Origin of the sequence: Priestia sp. SIMBA_032 (assembly GCF_046535215.1) — a bacterium.
Taxonomy (GTDB): domain Bacteria; phylum Bacillota; class Bacilli; order Bacillales; family Bacillaceae_H; genus Priestia; species Priestia aryabhattai.
In genome coordinates, this window is sequence record NZ_JAWRXD010000025.1 from 33,811 (window position 1) to 49,298 (window position 15,488).

General features: G+C 36.9%; 19 protein-coding genes. 1 reads left to right on the plus strand and 18 read right to left on the minus strand.

The window, feature by feature from the left end; all coding sequences use genetic code 11:
• Positions 1 to 46: 46 nt before the first annotated feature.
• The 8 genes from ispE to metG all read right to left on the minus strand — a co-directional run bounded on the left by ispE (position 47) and on the right by metG (position 7,420).
• On the minus strand, positions 47 to 916 hold the full coding sequence (ispE, locus tag SB717_RS29750) for a 4-(cytidine 5'-diphospho)-2-C-methyl-D-erythritol kinase (protein ID WP_013054861.1): 870 nt from the start codon (positions 914 to 916) through the stop codon (positions 47 to 49).
• Between the two features lie 198 nt (positions 917 to 1,114).
• On the minus strand, positions 1,115 to 1,285 hold the full coding sequence (locus tag SB717_RS29755) for a small, acid-soluble spore protein, alpha/beta type (protein WP_057242729.1): 171 nt from the start codon (positions 1,283 to 1,285) through the stop codon (positions 1,115 to 1,117).
• Positions 1,286 to 1,479: 194 nt separating this feature from the next.
• Complete coding sequence (gene veg, locus SB717_RS29760) at positions 1,480 to 1,713, minus strand: biofilm formation stimulator Veg (RefSeq protein WP_013054859.1); 234 nt, start codon at positions 1,711 to 1,713, stop codon at positions 1,480 to 1,482.
• Between the two features lie 273 nt (positions 1,714 to 1,986).
• Positions 1,987 to 2,859 (minus strand): sporulation peptidase YabG, encoded by an 873-nt coding sequence (gene yabG / locus SB717_RS29765; protein WP_074683584.1) that lies wholly within the window; start codon positions 2,857 to 2,859, stop codon positions 1,987 to 1,989.
• Positions 2,860 to 2,936: 77 nt separating this feature from the next.
• A complete protein-coding gene (gene rsmA / locus SB717_RS29770) occupies positions 2,937 to 3,815 on the minus strand; it encodes a 16S rRNA (adenine(1518)-N(6)/adenine(1519)-N(6))-dimethyltransferase RsmA (RefSeq protein WP_013054856.1) in 879 nt (292 codons plus the stop codon).
• Positions 3,809 to 4,372 carry a ribonuclease M5 gene (gene rnmV / locus SB717_RS29775; RefSeq protein WP_074683587.1) on the minus strand — a complete coding sequence of 188 codons (564 nt, stop codon included), beginning with the start codon at positions 4,370 to 4,372 and terminating at the stop codon, positions 3,809 to 3,811. The genes rsmA and rnmV overlap by 7 nt, the downstream gene beginning before the upstream one ends.
• 223 nt (positions 4,373 to 4,595) lie before the next feature.
• A complete protein-coding gene (locus SB717_RS29780; protein WP_074683588.1) occupies positions 4,596 to 5,366 on the minus strand; it encodes a TatD family hydrolase in 771 nt (256 codons plus the stop codon).
• A 71-nt stretch (positions 5,367 to 5,437) separates the two neighbouring features.
• Positions 5,438 to 7,420 (minus strand): methionine--tRNA ligase, encoded by a 1,983-nt coding sequence (metG, locus tag SB717_RS29785; RefSeq protein WP_410906189.1) that lies wholly within the window; start codon positions 7,418 to 7,420, stop codon positions 5,438 to 5,440.
• Between the two features lie 565 nt (positions 7,421 to 7,985).
• On the opposite strand from metG, the gene abrB reads away from it, so the two are divergent.
• Positions 7,986 to 8,276, plus strand: a complete 291-nt coding sequence (gene abrB / locus SB717_RS29790) for a transition state genes transcriptional regulator AbrB (protein ID WP_170836841.1) — start codon at positions 7,986 to 7,988, stop codon at positions 8,274 to 8,276.
• A 32-nt stretch (positions 8,277 to 8,308) separates the two neighbouring features.
• Here abrB and rsmI read toward each other — a convergent pair whose 3' ends face one another.
• From rsmI to SB717_RS29840, 10 genes are all read right to left on the minus strand, one after another.
• A complete protein-coding gene (rsmI, locus tag SB717_RS29795) occupies positions 8,309 to 9,181 on the minus strand; it encodes a 16S rRNA (cytidine(1402)-2'-O)-methyltransferase (RefSeq protein ID WP_144647132.1) in 873 nt (290 codons plus the stop codon).
• On the minus strand, positions 9,159 to 9,446 hold the full coding sequence (locus SB717_RS29800; protein ID WP_074683594.1) for a GIY-YIG nuclease family protein: 288 nt from the start codon (positions 9,444 to 9,446) through the stop codon (positions 9,159 to 9,161). Before SB717_RS29800 ends, rsmI begins: the two co-directional genes overlap by 23 nt.
• A complete protein-coding gene (locus tag SB717_RS29805) occupies positions 9,433 to 10,179 on the minus strand; it encodes a tRNA1(Val) (adenine(37)-N6)-methyltransferase (RefSeq protein WP_410906191.1) in 747 nt (248 codons plus the stop codon). The genes SB717_RS29800 and SB717_RS29805 overlap by 14 nt, the downstream gene beginning before the upstream one ends.
• 78 nt (positions 10,180 to 10,257) lie before the next feature.
• Positions 10,258 to 10,623, minus strand: a complete 366-nt coding sequence (gene yabA, locus SB717_RS29810) for a DNA replication initiation control protein YabA (protein ID WP_013054848.1) — start codon at positions 10,621 to 10,623, stop codon at positions 10,258 to 10,260.
• A 14-nt stretch (positions 10,624 to 10,637) separates the two neighbouring features.
• Positions 10,638 to 11,465: a PSP1 domain-containing protein gene (locus tag SB717_RS29815; protein ID WP_028410357.1), complete on the minus strand. Its 828-nt coding sequence runs from the start codon at positions 11,463 to 11,465 to the stop codon at positions 10,638 to 10,640.
• Positions 11,466 to 11,469: 4 nt separating this feature from the next.
• On the minus strand, positions 11,470 to 12,462 hold the full coding sequence (gene holB, locus SB717_RS29820) for a DNA polymerase III subunit delta' (RefSeq protein ID WP_410906193.1): 993 nt from the start codon (positions 12,460 to 12,462) through the stop codon (positions 11,470 to 11,472).
• Positions 12,463 to 12,495: 33 nt separating this feature from the next.
• Positions 12,496 to 12,825 (minus strand): cyclic-di-AMP receptor, encoded by a 330-nt coding sequence (locus tag SB717_RS29825; protein ID WP_074683602.1) that lies wholly within the window; start codon positions 12,823 to 12,825, stop codon positions 12,496 to 12,498.
• 63 nt (positions 12,826 to 12,888) lie between these two features.
• A complete protein-coding gene (gene tmk / locus SB717_RS29830; RefSeq protein WP_074683605.1) occupies positions 12,889 to 13,515 on the minus strand; it encodes a dTMP kinase in 627 nt (208 codons plus the stop codon).
• Positions 13,516 to 13,531: 16 nt separating this feature from the next.
• Positions 13,532 to 14,956 carry an aminotransferase class I/II-fold pyridoxal phosphate-dependent enzyme gene (locus tag SB717_RS29835; protein ID WP_410906195.1) on the minus strand — a complete coding sequence of 475 codons (1,425 nt, stop codon included), beginning with the start codon at positions 14,954 to 14,956 and terminating at the stop codon, positions 13,532 to 13,534.
• Between the two features lie 153 nt (positions 14,957 to 15,109).
• Entirely contained in the window at positions 15,110 to 15,292 is a 183-nt protein-coding gene (locus SB717_RS29840) for a sigma factor G inhibitor Gin (RefSeq protein ID WP_013054842.1), read from the minus strand.
• Positions 15,293 to 15,488: the final 196 nt, after the last annotated feature.

The following is a 15,488-nucleotide window of genomic DNA, read 5'->3' on the forward strand; positions in this document are numbered from 1 at the left end:
TGAAAATCCGAATATTGTAATGTAAATATAACATTAACATACGGATTTATTCAAGCGTTATTCGTTCACCTAGTAGCCTAACTGCATAAACTTTATCACAAAAGCCACGTAATCCATTATAAATGCGATGCATACGTGAATCATGCTGTACAAGTCCAAATACAGTTGGCCCACTGCCGCTCATGAGCACAGCATCGGCGCCAAAACGCTTTATTTGTTCTTTAATGAGAGCTACTTCCGGATGCATTTTCAGCGTTACTGCTTCCAATACATTTCCTACAAGGCTACACATTTGATCATAATTTCCTGATTGTATGGCGTGAACCATCTCATCTACTTTAGGATGATCCATCTCTTCAATTTTTAAGTTTCGATATACATCTGCTGTAGAAACACCTATTTCAGGCTTAGCCAAAATCACCCAGCAGCTTGGAGGTGCCTCAATATGCTCTACAATCTCTCCGCGTCCTGTAGCAAGAGCTGTCCCTCCGTACACGCAAAAAGATACGTCAGAGCCAATCTCAGCCCCTATTTCTGCAAGTGTGTCTAATGATAAACCTAATTCCCATAACGTATTTAAACCGCGTAATGTAGCAGCCGCGTCACTGCTGCCTCCAGCTAATCCAGCAGCTACTGGAATATGTTTATCAATTAATATATTTACACCTTTTGAAATGTTATAACGTCGCTTCAAAATCTGCGCTGCCTGATAAGCGAGATTTCGCTGGTCATCTGGAACAAAGCGATTATGAGAATAGATAACAATTCGTCCATCTTCACGGTCAGAAAGTTCAATTCTGTCCGCTAAATCAATTGTTGTCATAATCATCTTAACTTCATGGTAACCATCTGGACGTTTATGTAACACATCAAGTGACAAATTTATTTTAGCCGGTGCTTTCACCATTAATTTCAACTTACTTCACCTACTTCATCTTATCGAGTTTAACGCTATTTTATCATAAAATGAACAAGATATAGCTGTTCATTTAAACATCTTTGTTTAATCCTCTGTTTTATCTTTCATTTTGGGACAAAAAAACCGAAGCGGTTATACACTTCGGTTTTCCTCGTTTCACTTTAAATAGTCGTATAAGCATTGATTTTCACTATGCTATTGCTTTAGCTGCTGCTGTGCAAGCTCTACAGCTCGCTTCACCATATTGCCTGCGTCTTTTGCCCGAATAGAGCCCCAGCCTTCTGCTTGTACAGTATCGTAAAAACCAAGTTCTTTAGCCAGTTCTTCTTTCAGCTTCGATGACATAATCCCTCTACGCCTTGACATTGCACATGGCTCCTTTACGTATAAAATGAAATTTCAACCTGAATCTCCTCGCTCTTTTACATAAGAAATGCGAGGACGATATGTATAGTATGTATAAAAAATAATGCATATATAATTTGAAAAAAAGACCAATAAAAAAGCAGTAAACCAATGTCCACTGCTCATCACCACTTGCTATATTGCCTATGTCATTCTTAGAAAAATTTTAGTTGCACTGTTTCCGTTAACACATCTGCGTAACTATACGAAACGCGCTCCAAAGAGTTTTCCTCTTGATCTAATTCAACGATAAAAACAGATGGGTACGTTTCTGTTAATACACCTGAACGTTCTACTGTTTTTCTACGACCACCGTTTGCTTTTAAAGTTAATCGTTGGCCTAGGTGCAAATCCAGCGCTTGCTTAATATCAGACAAAGTTTTCGCCATATTGGTCCACCTCACTATGTATAGTGTAACACATGTTAGAAAAATAGTCAAAAACATAAAATTATAACAATCTATCTCTAATTGTGTCAATAAATAATTTTCAACATGAATCTACATTTCGCTGTTAGTATGCTCGTTTTTCAACGAAATATGTATATCTTTAGCAAATATTGAAAATGATTTTGTGTAATTAAGCGTATACTTTGGCTTCATACGAAAAAACAACTGGTTGCACATCATGCGTGTACATGCTGTAACCAGTTGTTTTTATTTCTACTCATCGCTTTCATAAGGCATGCCCGTGCGAAGCAGCCCTTTTGTTTCTACTCCTCCTAAACCTTTAGCACCCGTTAATGTATTACGTAAGACGTCCCATACATTAATACGATCCGTGAAAGGAGTAAAACTTAGTTTTGCTACTACATACACAGGGTCAAGAGCATGAATATTTACACGTGAAGGTGAACTAGCAAAGTTTGCTCCAGCTTGAATCAATAATTCAAAATGCGATTGACAGGCACCTGCAAAAATCACCAGCTGATCTAAATTACCAACTCTTTTTCTTGCTTCTTGGACTGTTTGAATATAGTGCTTGGAATGTCTATAAGCAAGGAGATCATCTTTATTTCCTTTTCCTTTGGAATAGGCATCATGACCTGTCAGCACTAGAATATCGGGTCTTACTTCCTCAATTAGCTTTCCAACCTTCTCAGGCATTTCTGACTCAACGCAATGAACACCATAAACAGGAACACCAATTTTTTCGTAAACCAACAAACATTTACGTAAATAATTAGGGTCTCCGTCTACGTGCAGGACCTTTCCTGGAATTTGAAATAAGCGATGTGAATGGCTGTATCCATTTGTCATGCTATATTCAGTTTTCTCTCGAACGAGCCGATAATCCTGTTGAATAAGCTCCAAGGATCTTTCTAAAAGTTCTTCTTCTTGTTTTTTTCTTTGATCCTGTTCTTTAGCATCCACAACCTCTAGATCTGTACAAGGAGCGTCCGCAATCAACCGAACGTCTTCTCCTATTAAAGTCGCATATTTCCCCGCTTCGCTGTCATTAATAGCTATAACACGAAAAAGCAAATCTCTTTGATAAGAAGGTCGTGTAACTATATCACCAATTTTGATGTTCATATGCTTCACTCCGTCTTTGCTACTTCAAAAATAAATTCTCTTCATAGCCTATGACTTCATGATAAAAATGTGATAATTTAGCGAAATGATTTTAAAAGTTGATCACTTAGCTTTCCAAATTCTTGAATAGATAACGTTTCGCCTCTTCGTTTCGGATCAATTTCAGCAGTTGAAAGTGCTTGCTCAATGTCCGCTTTTTTCTGCTTTCCATTTGGCAAGTTGTTCACTAGATTGTTTAAAATTGTTTTTCGACGCTGTCCGAAACTTGCTCGTACAACTTGGAAGAAGAATGCTTCATCTTGGACTTCTACCGCTGGCTTCGGTCTTCTTAACAATCGAATAACAGCTGAGTCTACATTAGGTTGCGGATTAAACACTGTTTTAGGCACAATCATAACCGTCTCAGCCTCTGTATAGTATTGGATAGCAATAGAAAGTGAACCGTACTCTTTTGTTCCCGGTTTAGCTGCTATACGGTCAGCAACTTCTTTTTGAAGCATAACAACGATTCCACGTACGGGAATTTGCTCTTCTAATAATTTCATCAAAATGGGTGTCGTCACGTAATACGGTAAATTCGCAACGACCATTAAATCTTCTATATTTTCGAATTCTTGTTCGAGCGTCCCTTTTAAATCCGCTTTTAACACATCTTGATGAATAACTTTTGCATTTGAGTAAGGAGAAAGAGTATCAGCTAAAATCGGAAGCAAACGCTGATCGATTTCAAATGCCAGCACTTTTTTTGCGCGCTTTGCTAGCTGTTCAGTTAAGGCTCCGATACCAGGTCCAATCTCAATAGCTCCCGTTTCTTCTGTTATTTCCGCATGATCAACAATACGATGTAAAATGTTCGTATCAATTAAAAAATTTTGTCCCAAACTCTTTTTAAATGTAAAACCGTATTTCTTTAAAATTTCCTTGGTTCGATTAGGCGTTGCAATATCTTTTAACACGATCCCTTTTCCTCCTTATTTATCTGCTCAACAGCTCTGATAAAGTCCTCTTTTGAAATTTGGAACATCTGTAATCGTTTGTGGAGCTGCTTTCCGTTGGCATAACCAATTTTTAATAACTTCCCTATTCTTTCACGTCGAGACTTGGCTTTACTATCTCCTATCAAACGAGCTACGATTAAATCCTCTTGAGAAATCTCCATAGCTGCCCCCATCCACTCTTGCTTCACATCTTTTAGTGCTTTTTGAATAGATGCAATAGAAGCATGTTCAACTCCAATACCTTTGCCATTTTTAGGGCGAGCCTCTTCTTTATCTAAGAATGCATGTTTACATCCGGGAACACGTTCTGAAACAATATTTCGAATTCGCTGTCCTGGATAATCTGGATCTGTAAAAATAATCACGCCTCGTGTTTTTTGAGCTAATTTTACTTTCTCAATGGTTTCTTCATTTACAGCTGATCCATTTGTCTCAATGGTATCCGCATCCACTGCACGTTTAACTGCTACAGTGTCATCTCGGCCTTCTACTACAATAATTTCTTTAATCTTCATTACTTCCTCCAAAACATTCAGTTTTGTTCATTTGCTTTTCAGTAAAAATGAAATGCTCGTTGCGCACATCATTTTTCTTCTATGAAATCAACGTTTTATCTTATTATCCACTAAATTAAAAAACATCTACCTGTTATTTTAACTGAAAAAGGCAGAGGATAACATTCTCCTCTGCGCCTATCTTTACTTTAACACGAAAATGATTGTTATATGAGAAAAAGTTTTAATCATTAATGCCAAATAGCTTTTTAGCGTTAGCCGTTGTAATATCAGCTAATTCTTCATACGTTATCCCTTTTAACTCTGCAATTTGCTCTGCTACGTATGAAACATAACCAGGTTCATTGCGCTTGCCGCGGAATGGATGAGGAGTTAAATAAGGACAGTCTGTTTCAATTAATAGTTTATCTAAAGGAAGCTCTGCAGCAACTTCTTTTGGTTTTTTCGCATTTTTAAAAGTAACAGGTCCACCAAACGAAATATACATATTCATATCCATACACTGCTTCGCTACTTCAATACTGCCCGTGAAGCAATGCATAATCCCGCCTACTTCCTCTACGTGCTCTTCTTTTAAAATGGTTACCACGTCTTCCGTTGCATCACGATTATGAATAATGATAGGTAATTTCACTTTGCGAGCTAAGCGAATTTGACGGCGAAATACGTCCTTTTGAACCTCTTTAGGTGATTTATCCCAATGGTAGTCTAATCCCATCTCTCCTAAAGCCACAACTTTAGGATGCTGAGCTAACTCTTCAATCCAAGCTAAGTGCTCATCCGTCATATCAATTGCATCTACTGGATGCCATCCTACACTAGCATAGATAAAGTCGTACGTTTCAGCTATTTGAATAGCTTTTTTGATGGTAGGTTCATCAAACCCAACAACCACCATGTTTTGAACACCTTTTTCTAACGCACGATTAATTACTTCTTGCAAATCGTCTTCATACTGTTCTGCGTTTAAATGAACATGTGTATCAAATAACATCTAATCGATCCTTTCCATGAATAAAAGGGGGTCCTCGCATGTTACACGTGAAACACCCCTTTTACCTATACTTATTTTATCTTCGTGCCGTTTGCTAAGTTTTGATCTACGCTTGCTAGTGAAAGACCATTCTCATCTTCACCCGCTAAAATCATTCCTTGTGATAGTTCACCGCGCAGTTTTACAGGTTTTAAGTTGGTTACACAAATTACTTTGCGACCTACTAATTCTTCAGGCTTATAAAACTTGGCAATACCTGATACAACTTGGCGTTTTTCATAGCCAAGATCAAGCTGCAGCTTTAATAGTTTATCTGCCTTTTTAACTGGTTCTACTTGCGTAACTTGCGCTACACGAAGCTCTACTTTCATGAAATCATCAATCGTAATCTCTTCAGAAGGCTCTTCCTTCGCAACAGGTTTTTCTTCTTTTGGAGAACTTCCTTGCATCTGCTCTTTAATAAACGCTACCTCTTCTTCGCGATCTAGACGAGGGAACATCGGCTCACCTTTTTCTACTTTTGTGCCTTCTTTAAGCATATTAAAGCGCGTCGTGCTTTCCCACGTTTTTAACACATCTTCTTTTACACCAATCTGAGCAAAAATTTTCTCAGGTGTACGTGTTAAGAATGGCTGTAGTAATACCGCAATGTGACGAATTGATTCAGCTAGATGTGTCATAACAGAAGCAAGTTCTGCACGCTTATTCTCATCTTTTGCTAACGCCCAAGGCTGTGTTTCATCAATGTATTTATTCGTGCGGCTTACATATTGCCAGATAGAAGCAAGAGCCACTGAAAACTCCATATCCTCCATCGCTTCTTCATATTTATTCACTGTATCTTTTTGAGCTTGTACGATAAGTGCATCAAACTCTGTTACATTTCCTTCATAAGTCGGAATAACACCATCAAAATACTTATTAATCATCGCCACTGTACGGTTAACTAGGTTGCCAAGGTCATTTGCTAAGTCAAAGTTAATACGTTCAACAAACGCTTCTGGTGTGAATACACCGTCTGAACCGAATGGAACTTCACGAAGTAAGTAGTAACGAAGGGCATCTAATCCATAGCGGTCAATCAATGTCACTGGGTCTACTACATTCCCTTTTGACTTCGACATCTTTCCATCTTTCATTAATAACCACCCGTGAGCAAATACTTTCTTAGGAAGTGGCAAATCAAGGGCCATCAACATGATTGGCCAATAAATGGTATGGAAACGTACGATTTCTTTTCCTACTAAATGTACGTTAGCCGGCCAGTATTTTCGATAGTTTTCATCATTCTCTGTATCATACCCAAGAGAGGTGATATAGTTAGAAAGCGCATCAATCCATACGTAAATAACGTGTTTTGGGTTACCTGGAACTTTTACCCCCCAATCAAACGTCGTACGAGAAACAGCCAAGTCTTCAAGGCCAGGCTTAATAAAATTATTGATCATTTCGTTTTTACGGGACTCCGGTTGAATAAATGAAGGGTTTTCTTCGTAAAAAGCTAGTAAACGATCTACGTATTTCCCCATTTTAAAGAAATAGGACTCTTCTCGAACGAGCTCTACAGGGTGTCCGCTATCCGGGCTTTTTCCGCCTACAACTTTTCCATTTTCAACGATTGGATCTACTAGTTGATGCTCTGTATAGTACGTCTCATCGGGAACTGAATACCAACCTTCATACTCATCAAGATAAATATCACCTTGTTTTAAAAGGCGCGCGAAAATCTTTTCCACGATTTCTTTATGTCTTGGTTCTGTTGTACGGATAAAATCGTCATAAGAGATATCCATCTTATCCCACAGCTCTTTGATTCCAGAGACAATATCATCTACGTATTGCTGAGGCGTCACGTTTTTCTCTTCTGCTTTTCGCTGAATTTTTTGACCATGTTCATCCGTACCTGTTAAATAACGTACGTCAAACCCTCTCAAACGTTTATAACGAGCCATTGCATCTCCCGCTACCGTCGTGTATGCGTGCCCTATATGTAATTTACCACTCGGATAATAAATCGGCGTAGTAATGTAAAATGTATTATTTCCATCTGCCATGTTCATAACCTCCAACATTCCATTTCAACATTTTAATTTATATGGATGTAATCATATAAACCCTGTCTTCTTATTCTACTATCTATCATACTATTTTACATGATAATTTCAAAACATTCTCTTCCTATATACACAGGAATATGACGGATTCACTTCATTTTTAAATAATCGTTATTTTCCTAAAAAATAATCCTGTTAATTGTATCAGCTTCGCCCTATTTTTATATAAAATATACCCCCATTCAAAAAGTCACTTTGATAAAAACGACAAATAGGTCTAATTTTGTCGTTTTATGTCGAATTATATTTACCCTATCTTCAAAATAGTTAATATCAAGCTATTTAGGTGATTAATCTTTTTTCCAATGAAACCCCTTGTCATTCCTTGACTGACGGTCACAATTAGCTTATAAACAAGTCGAGAAAAAATTTTTTCCCAGCTACATTTTTTTACATATAAAATGATTGACTAGTTTTGGAAACGCTGGTATTATGAAAGTACGTTGAAATTGTCGAATAATGACGAAAGTAATAACATAGAAAAATGATTATTGAGAGGAGAACGATTAACATGAAATCTACAGGTATTGTTCGTAAAGTTGATGAATTAGGACGCGTAGTAATTCCAATTGAATTACGTCGTACATTAGGAATTGCAGAGAAAGATGCTCTAGAAATCTATGTAGATGAAGAGCGCATCATCTTAAAAAAATATAAACCAAACATGACTTGCCAAGTAACAGGTGAAGTATCTGATGATAACATTCAACTTGCTAGCGGCAAATTAATTCTAAGCCGTGAAGGTGCAGAACAAATCATGAAAGAACTTCAAGATTCTTTACAAGCTTCTAAATAAAACGAAAAGCTGTCTATGATAGACAGCTTTTTTTAATGTACGTGATATTCACTATAAATGTCTCGTTTTGATACATCTCGATCTTTTGCCACTTGCTTAATAGCTTCTTTGTTTGAAAGTCCTTCTTCTACATAGTGATCAACGTGCTCGATAATGGTGAGCTGTTCCCACCATAGATTGCTTTCATCTGGCGCTTCTTCACTTGTCCCTTCAAGAATTAAGCAGAATTCGCCTCTAATATCTGTGGCATTTGTCCATTCAATTGCTTCTAATACGCTTCCTCTTAAAAATTCTTCATAGCGTTTTGTTAACTCTCTACATAACACAATAGATCGGTTCCCTAAAATTTCTTCTATACTCTTTAGCGTTTCTTTTAATCGATGAGGGGCTTCATAAAATATCATGCTTTCCTTAATATACTGAAGCTCTTGAAGCTGTTCTTTACGCTGCTTTTTATTTCTGTTTAAAAATCCATAAAAATAAAACTGCCCCGTAGGTAAACCAGAAGCAATTAAAGCTGTTAATGCTGCGTTAGGCCCCGGTAGCGGAACAACCGTATATCCTTCTTTAACGGCAGCTACCACTAACTCATAACCAGGATCTGAAATACAAGGCATACCCGCATCGCTTACTAAAGCAATATTTTTTTCACTGTCTAAGTCGCTTAACAGCTGTTCACTTTTTGTATGCTTATTATGTTCATGATAACTTGTAATAGGCGTATCGATCTCAAAGTGGTTACATAGTTTTTTCGTTTGTCTCGTATCTTCTGCGGCAATATAATCAACTTCTTTTAAAATTCGAATCGCACGAAATGTCATATCCTCTAAGTTTCCAATAGGAGTAGGAACTAAATATAAAACGCCTCGTTCATTCGATACATCATAACTTTTTTGTGATTTCATTCTGCTTTTCTTGCTCCCTTCGAATATAAGCCTGTTTTTGTACTCTGCTTAACTGTTTGAACCAATACTCTTTTTGCATAGCTTCTGTTTTAGAAGTAAACACCTCATGCCAAATTAAAGAAACAGGCCTTCTTGCTCTCGTATATTTTGCCCCTTTTCCTTCATTATGGGCAGAAATACGTTTTTGCAAATTATTCGTGTAACCAGCGTAATACGTGCAGTCCTTGCATTCAACTACGTAAAAATAATGATTATTTTGTTCCATATAAAATCCTTTTTAATTCATCGGTGTATTCATCGTTATCTTGGTAGACCACCAGCGGAGGAAGAATCTTCAAATCTGGACTTCCATCCTTCGTACCTTCAATTAAAAGTGTATTTGCTTCTTTCCCATCTTTAGGATAAACAAACTGAAGTCTTTTTGGCTCTAAACGGTATTGCCTCATTAACGTAACGATATCTAATAGTCTTCCTGGACGGTGAACTAATGCCACTTTTCCGCCTTGTTTCACTAGTTGACTGCTGGCTCTAATCACATCTTCCAACGAACAATGAATTTCGTGGCGAGCGATTGCAAAGTGTTCGTTTTCATTTATCTCTTCTTTATTGGATGTGGTGAAGTAAGGAGGATTGCATGTTACAACATCATATTTTCCATAACCCAGTTCTTGAGGTGCATGTTTTAAATCACCCTGTATCATTTTAATCTGCCCATCCAGCTGATTATACGCAATACTTCTTTGTGCCATACTGTGTAGCCGCTCTTGAATTTCTACACCAATGATTTTTCCCTTTGTTCGTTTAGATAAAAACAGTGGGATTACACCGTTTCCTGAACATAAATCAACCAAGTTGCCTTTACGAATTGGGACATAAGCAAAGTGAGATAAAAGCACAGCATCCAATGAAAAGGAAAAGACAGACGGACTTTGAATAATGCGCATTTCCTCATCGGCTAATAGATAATCTAAACGTTCATCTCCATATAACTCAAACATAATCGTTCTTCTCCTTGTACATCTATTATTTACATCTTTTACTCATAAAAAGAACCTCTCCAAAAGGGAGAGGTGTTGTTACTTTTTATTTAAAAATGACAAGCAAAACAAACAGTCTCCATCTTTACGCACACTTCCATAATGAATGTTACAAATATGAAAACCCTCTTGGTAAAGGCGAGCCAAATTGTCATATCCTTCTCCGATATCAATTTGTTTTTGCTCCTTTGTTTGAGCGCTTGCTTTTGAATGTCTATTTTTCAGCTTCGTTTCGAAGTTTGTCTGGTCAAGGCGACGGCGCAAATGATCATTTTCTATTTGCAGATGATGATTTTCTTCAATTAGCTCAGCAAGATGCTCTTTCAATTCACCTAACTGCTTATATAAATGACCGATTTGTTCCTCCATGTTTGTCACCGAATCAAAAATCTCTTTTTTATCCACCTTTGCCCACCTCGTTAATCTGTGGCTTGAAACGAAACAGCACCTTCATTATTGATCTCATCCAGAGTATACTCTAAAATTTGTTCGTGATCTGACAGTTCCACTTGAATAATTCTTTCCAAAATATTCAAACCCACTACACGTCCTGAACCATCTGAAGTTTTAATTGTTGAGCCTATATCAGGAAGCTGTTCTTTTGCCGTTTCATACTCATCATTTTCATATTTTAAACAACACATCAAACGTCCGCATAAACCAGAAATTTTCGTTGGATTAAGCGATAGGTTTTGATCTTTGGCCATCTTAATAGAAACCGGCTCAAAATCACCTAAAAACGTTGAGCAACATAGCATACGTCCACAAGGACCTATCCCGCCCAACAGTTTTGCCTCGTCTCGTACACCAATTTGACGAAGCTCAATTCGCGTACGGAAAATAGCAGCTAAATCTTTAACTAACTCTCTAAAATCAATACGGCCGTCTGCTGTAAAATAAAAAATGACTTTATTACGATCAAACGTATATTCTACATCTACTAACTTCATATCTAAATCGTGTGATTGAATTTTTTGCACGCATACGTCATACGCTTCTCTAGCAGCTTGTTTATTTTCATCCACAATCAGCCTGTCTTTTTGTTCGGCAATGCGGATTACTTTTTTCAAAGGAAGTACGACATCGTTTTCACTTACTTGCTTTTTGTTAATAACCACTCTGCCAAATTCAACACCACGAACTGTTTCTACAATAACAAACTCACCATCTGGAATTGTAAGTTCTCCAGGGTCAAAATAATATATTTTTCCCGCTTTTTTAAAGCGAACGCCTACTACATCATACAAGCTTTTATCCCTCCTGCAAATCCAACACCAGCTGTTCCATTAATAACTGTAGATTCATATTTGAATTTAATTTATTTTTGGCCTTCAAGATAACCTCTAAGCGATAAATCGCTTTTTCCTGCGTTGTCTGAAGAGCTTGCTGTTTTAATTCTTCTATTTTATGACGATAGACGATTTTAGACTCTTGTCCAACTTGCAGCGTCAACAAATCACGATAAAGAAGCATCAATAAAGTTAAACCAATATGAGCTTGTTCTTTTTCTTTAAAATGTGTTACCCACTTTTCATGAATAAAAAGAAGAGCTTGTTGAGGTCTTGTTGTTAACACTTCATATAATTGTATCACTAACTTTATTGCAAGTCCAAACCATTCATCTTTACTTAGTCCAATTGCTTCATCAATGCTGTTTGTTAAATTAGACAAGATGGACGCATCTACTGCGGAAAGGCCATTTTCTACTAGTTTTTCAGCTAACTGTTCTGGTGTAAGAGATCGAAATGATATTACTTGGCAACGTGAGATAATCGTATCTAATAAGCGATGTATATTTTCTGTTAATAAAATTGCATAAGTCCCGTTGCCAGGCTCTTCTAAAAATTTCAGTAAACTATTTGCTGCGCTTACTGTCATTTTATCAACATGATTCACAATATATAACTTTTTATTAGATTCAACACCGGTTTTTGTGAATTCTGATTGCAAGAATTGAATTTGTTCTTTTTTAATCGATAAACCAGCTGGCTCAATCAAGTGAATATCTGGATGATTACCTGAATCAATTCGCCGGCAATTACTGCACTCATGGCAGGGCCTATGATTAACTGGATTTTGGCAAAACAGTGCTTTAGCAAACAAAAAACTAATTTGTTTTTTACCTGTTCCTTTGCTTCCTTCAAATAAATAGGCATGAGCAACTCGCTCTTTAAGTAAGCTGTTTTGCAAAATCTTTAATACGTTCGGCTGAAGATCTTCAAGCTGTTCCCATGTGTTTCCCATTCAATCATCACTTTCTATTTAAAATCTTCTCTCTTAAAATTGATGAAATTGATCTACTGGTAGTACGAATACTGTAGCTCCGCCCACTTCAACTTCAACAGGGTACGGAATGTATGAATCTGCATTACCGCCCATCGGTGCCACAGGAGAAATCATCTGTCTGCGATTTTCACATTGGCCCTTAATAATTTCAAGTACTTCATCTACTTTATGATCATCTGTACCAATCATAATTGTTGTATTCCCTGATTTTAAAAATCCGCCCGTACTTGATAATTTGGTTGAACGAAACCCTCTTTCCACAAGTGCATTTAAAAGCTTTGAGCTATCTGAATCTTGAATAACAGCCATTACTAATTTCATGAATAACACCTCATTTTACTTTTTTGTTAAGAATAGTATAGCAAGAATAACGATCATGTGTATTTATTTTAAAATCGATTGTATCTGTTTATAAGCTTCGGCACAGACTTTTTCAACGGATTGATTTGCATCAATTCGGCGAATACGTTCTGGAAATTCACTCAAAAGAGATAAATATCCATCTCGTACTTTGTAATGAAAGTCTAAGGATTCTAAATCTAATCGATTAATTTCATCTTTTCGACCTTTATTAATTCTTTCTAATCCTACCTCAGGCTCAATATCAAAATATAAAGTGGCCTGTGGCATTGTTTGCTCAATAGCAAATTGATTGATAGCAAAAATATCTTCTACACCTATACCCCGCGCATTTCCTTGATAAGCAAGTGAGCTATCAATAAAACGGTCACATAATACTATATTCCCTTTATTTAGCTCAGGAATCACTTTTTCTACAAGATGTTGTCTCCTAGCCGCAGCGTAAAGGAGTGCTTCGGTTCTGGCATCCATTTCCGTGTTCGATGGATTTAAGATGATTTCACGAATTTGTTCAGCAATTCGTATGCCTCCAGGCTCTCTTGTTAATACAATGTTATAACCATCTTGTATTAATTTTTGTTGAACCATATGAATGATGGTTGTCTTGCCAGCACCCTCTGGCCCTTCGAATGTAATAAACGTTCCTGACATGTATAAATTCCTTTCTCTATTTAAATACTTCTATCTTTCCTTCTCCCATACAAGAGCCGCCTTGAACATGACCATTTAACCTTTGAATGTGCAAAATATAGTCAATATGATTGCTCGTAATCGTTTCTCCCTCCATTAAAATAGGAATTCCAGGAGGATATGGAATAATAGATTGTGCGCTTACACACCCAATCGCTTCTTCAAACGAACACATATGCTTTGTCCTTAATTTTCTTTCTTCCATAGACAGGAGAACCGTTGCTCTTGAAAAACGAAATGGTTTGATTAGTGGTTTTTCATATGACTTACGCTGTATATTCGCTACTGCTTGTCTAACCCGCTTAATTGTATCATTAAAATCCCAACTGCTGCTTAACGGTAGAACAAACAATACGTAGTTAACGTCAGCTAGTTCTGTATAAATATCTTGCTTTTCCAGTTCCTTTTGCAAATGATATCCTGTTGCCGCCGAACAAGTCAATGTCATTTTCAAAAGGTCGGTAGCAGTTTGATCTGTTTCCACATCAATAGTTGAAAGTGTATCAATCTTATTAATTTTTTCAACAAACGAATGAATATTGTCAGTCATTCTATCGATATCATGCTGTGTAAACTGTTGCAGATAATACCGTGCCACATCCAGAGAAGCCATAATAGGGTATGAAGGACTGCTTGACTGCAGTACTTGTAGGTAATGCTGCACCGCTTGCTTATTTACTAATGTTCCTTGCATATGTAAATAGGAACCCATTGTCATAGCTGGCAGCGTTTTATGTGCTGACTGAATGACAAGGTCGGCTCCATACGTAACAGCTGAAGAAGGAAAAGGATCTCCTAAAATAAAATGGGCTCCATGAGCTTCATCAATAACTATAGGAATATTGTAGCTATGAATAAAGTCAATGGTCTCCTTTAAATCTCGTGCCACCCCGTAGTAAGTAGGATTTGTTAATACAAATGCTTTTATATCCTCAGAACGCTCTAAAGCCGCTTTAATTGTTTCAATGGATACACCTGTACTAAGATGTGTTTTTGAATCTATTTCAGGAGCTAAAAAAATAGGTGATGCCTTTGATAGAGCAATAGCATTAAAAATAGATTTATGAGAATCTCTCTGAACAGCAATTTTATCTCCTTCTTGACAAAGAGATAAAATTGCTGCGAGATTGCCTACAGTAGAACCATTAACTAAAAAAAAGCTTTCATCTACTCCATACAGCTTTGCCGTTAACTCTTGTGCTTCTTTAATAACAGATTCTGCTTCATGTAAATCATCTAATCCGCTAATTTCTGTTAGATCGTATTGCAAAAAATCTGCGTAAGAAGACTGAATATGTGAAGGTAGAATTTGACCATTTTTATGGCCGGGCACGTGGTAAGAGAGTGACCTCTTTTCACTATGCCTTACTAAACGGTTATATAAAGGTAAATATGTATCCATACATCCATTCCTTACTTTTTGTAAATATAACATTGTTAACTTGATAAAAGAATATGTAAGTATTTTTCCTATTAACATTCATTTTTCTTTCATTATAACAAACTTAGATGATTTTTTTGAGCCATATAAAGAAGCCCTTATAAAAAAGGGCTTTTAGTAAGAAAACGCTCCTGATATTCTCTTTAATTGATCTACTAACAATTGATAACGAAAATGAGATGAATCCACCTCTACAATCTCTACCTCGCAGTGTTGGCATATAAAGCTGGAAAACACCTCAATACCCTTTGTATGCTGTTCATGACAAACGGAACATGTTTTAATTTGTTTTTCCATTACTCTCCACCTCCACTAAATAAGTATCGACAAAATGTAACTTCTTTATGCAGTTCATTTACCCCATTTTATGTAGATAGCTTATACTCTGTGAATAATAAAAAAAGGACTAGCTATTTTAGCTAGTCCTTTTTCAGGTGCCTGGCAACGTCCTACTCTCACAGGGACAAAGTCCCAACTACCATTGGCGCTAAAG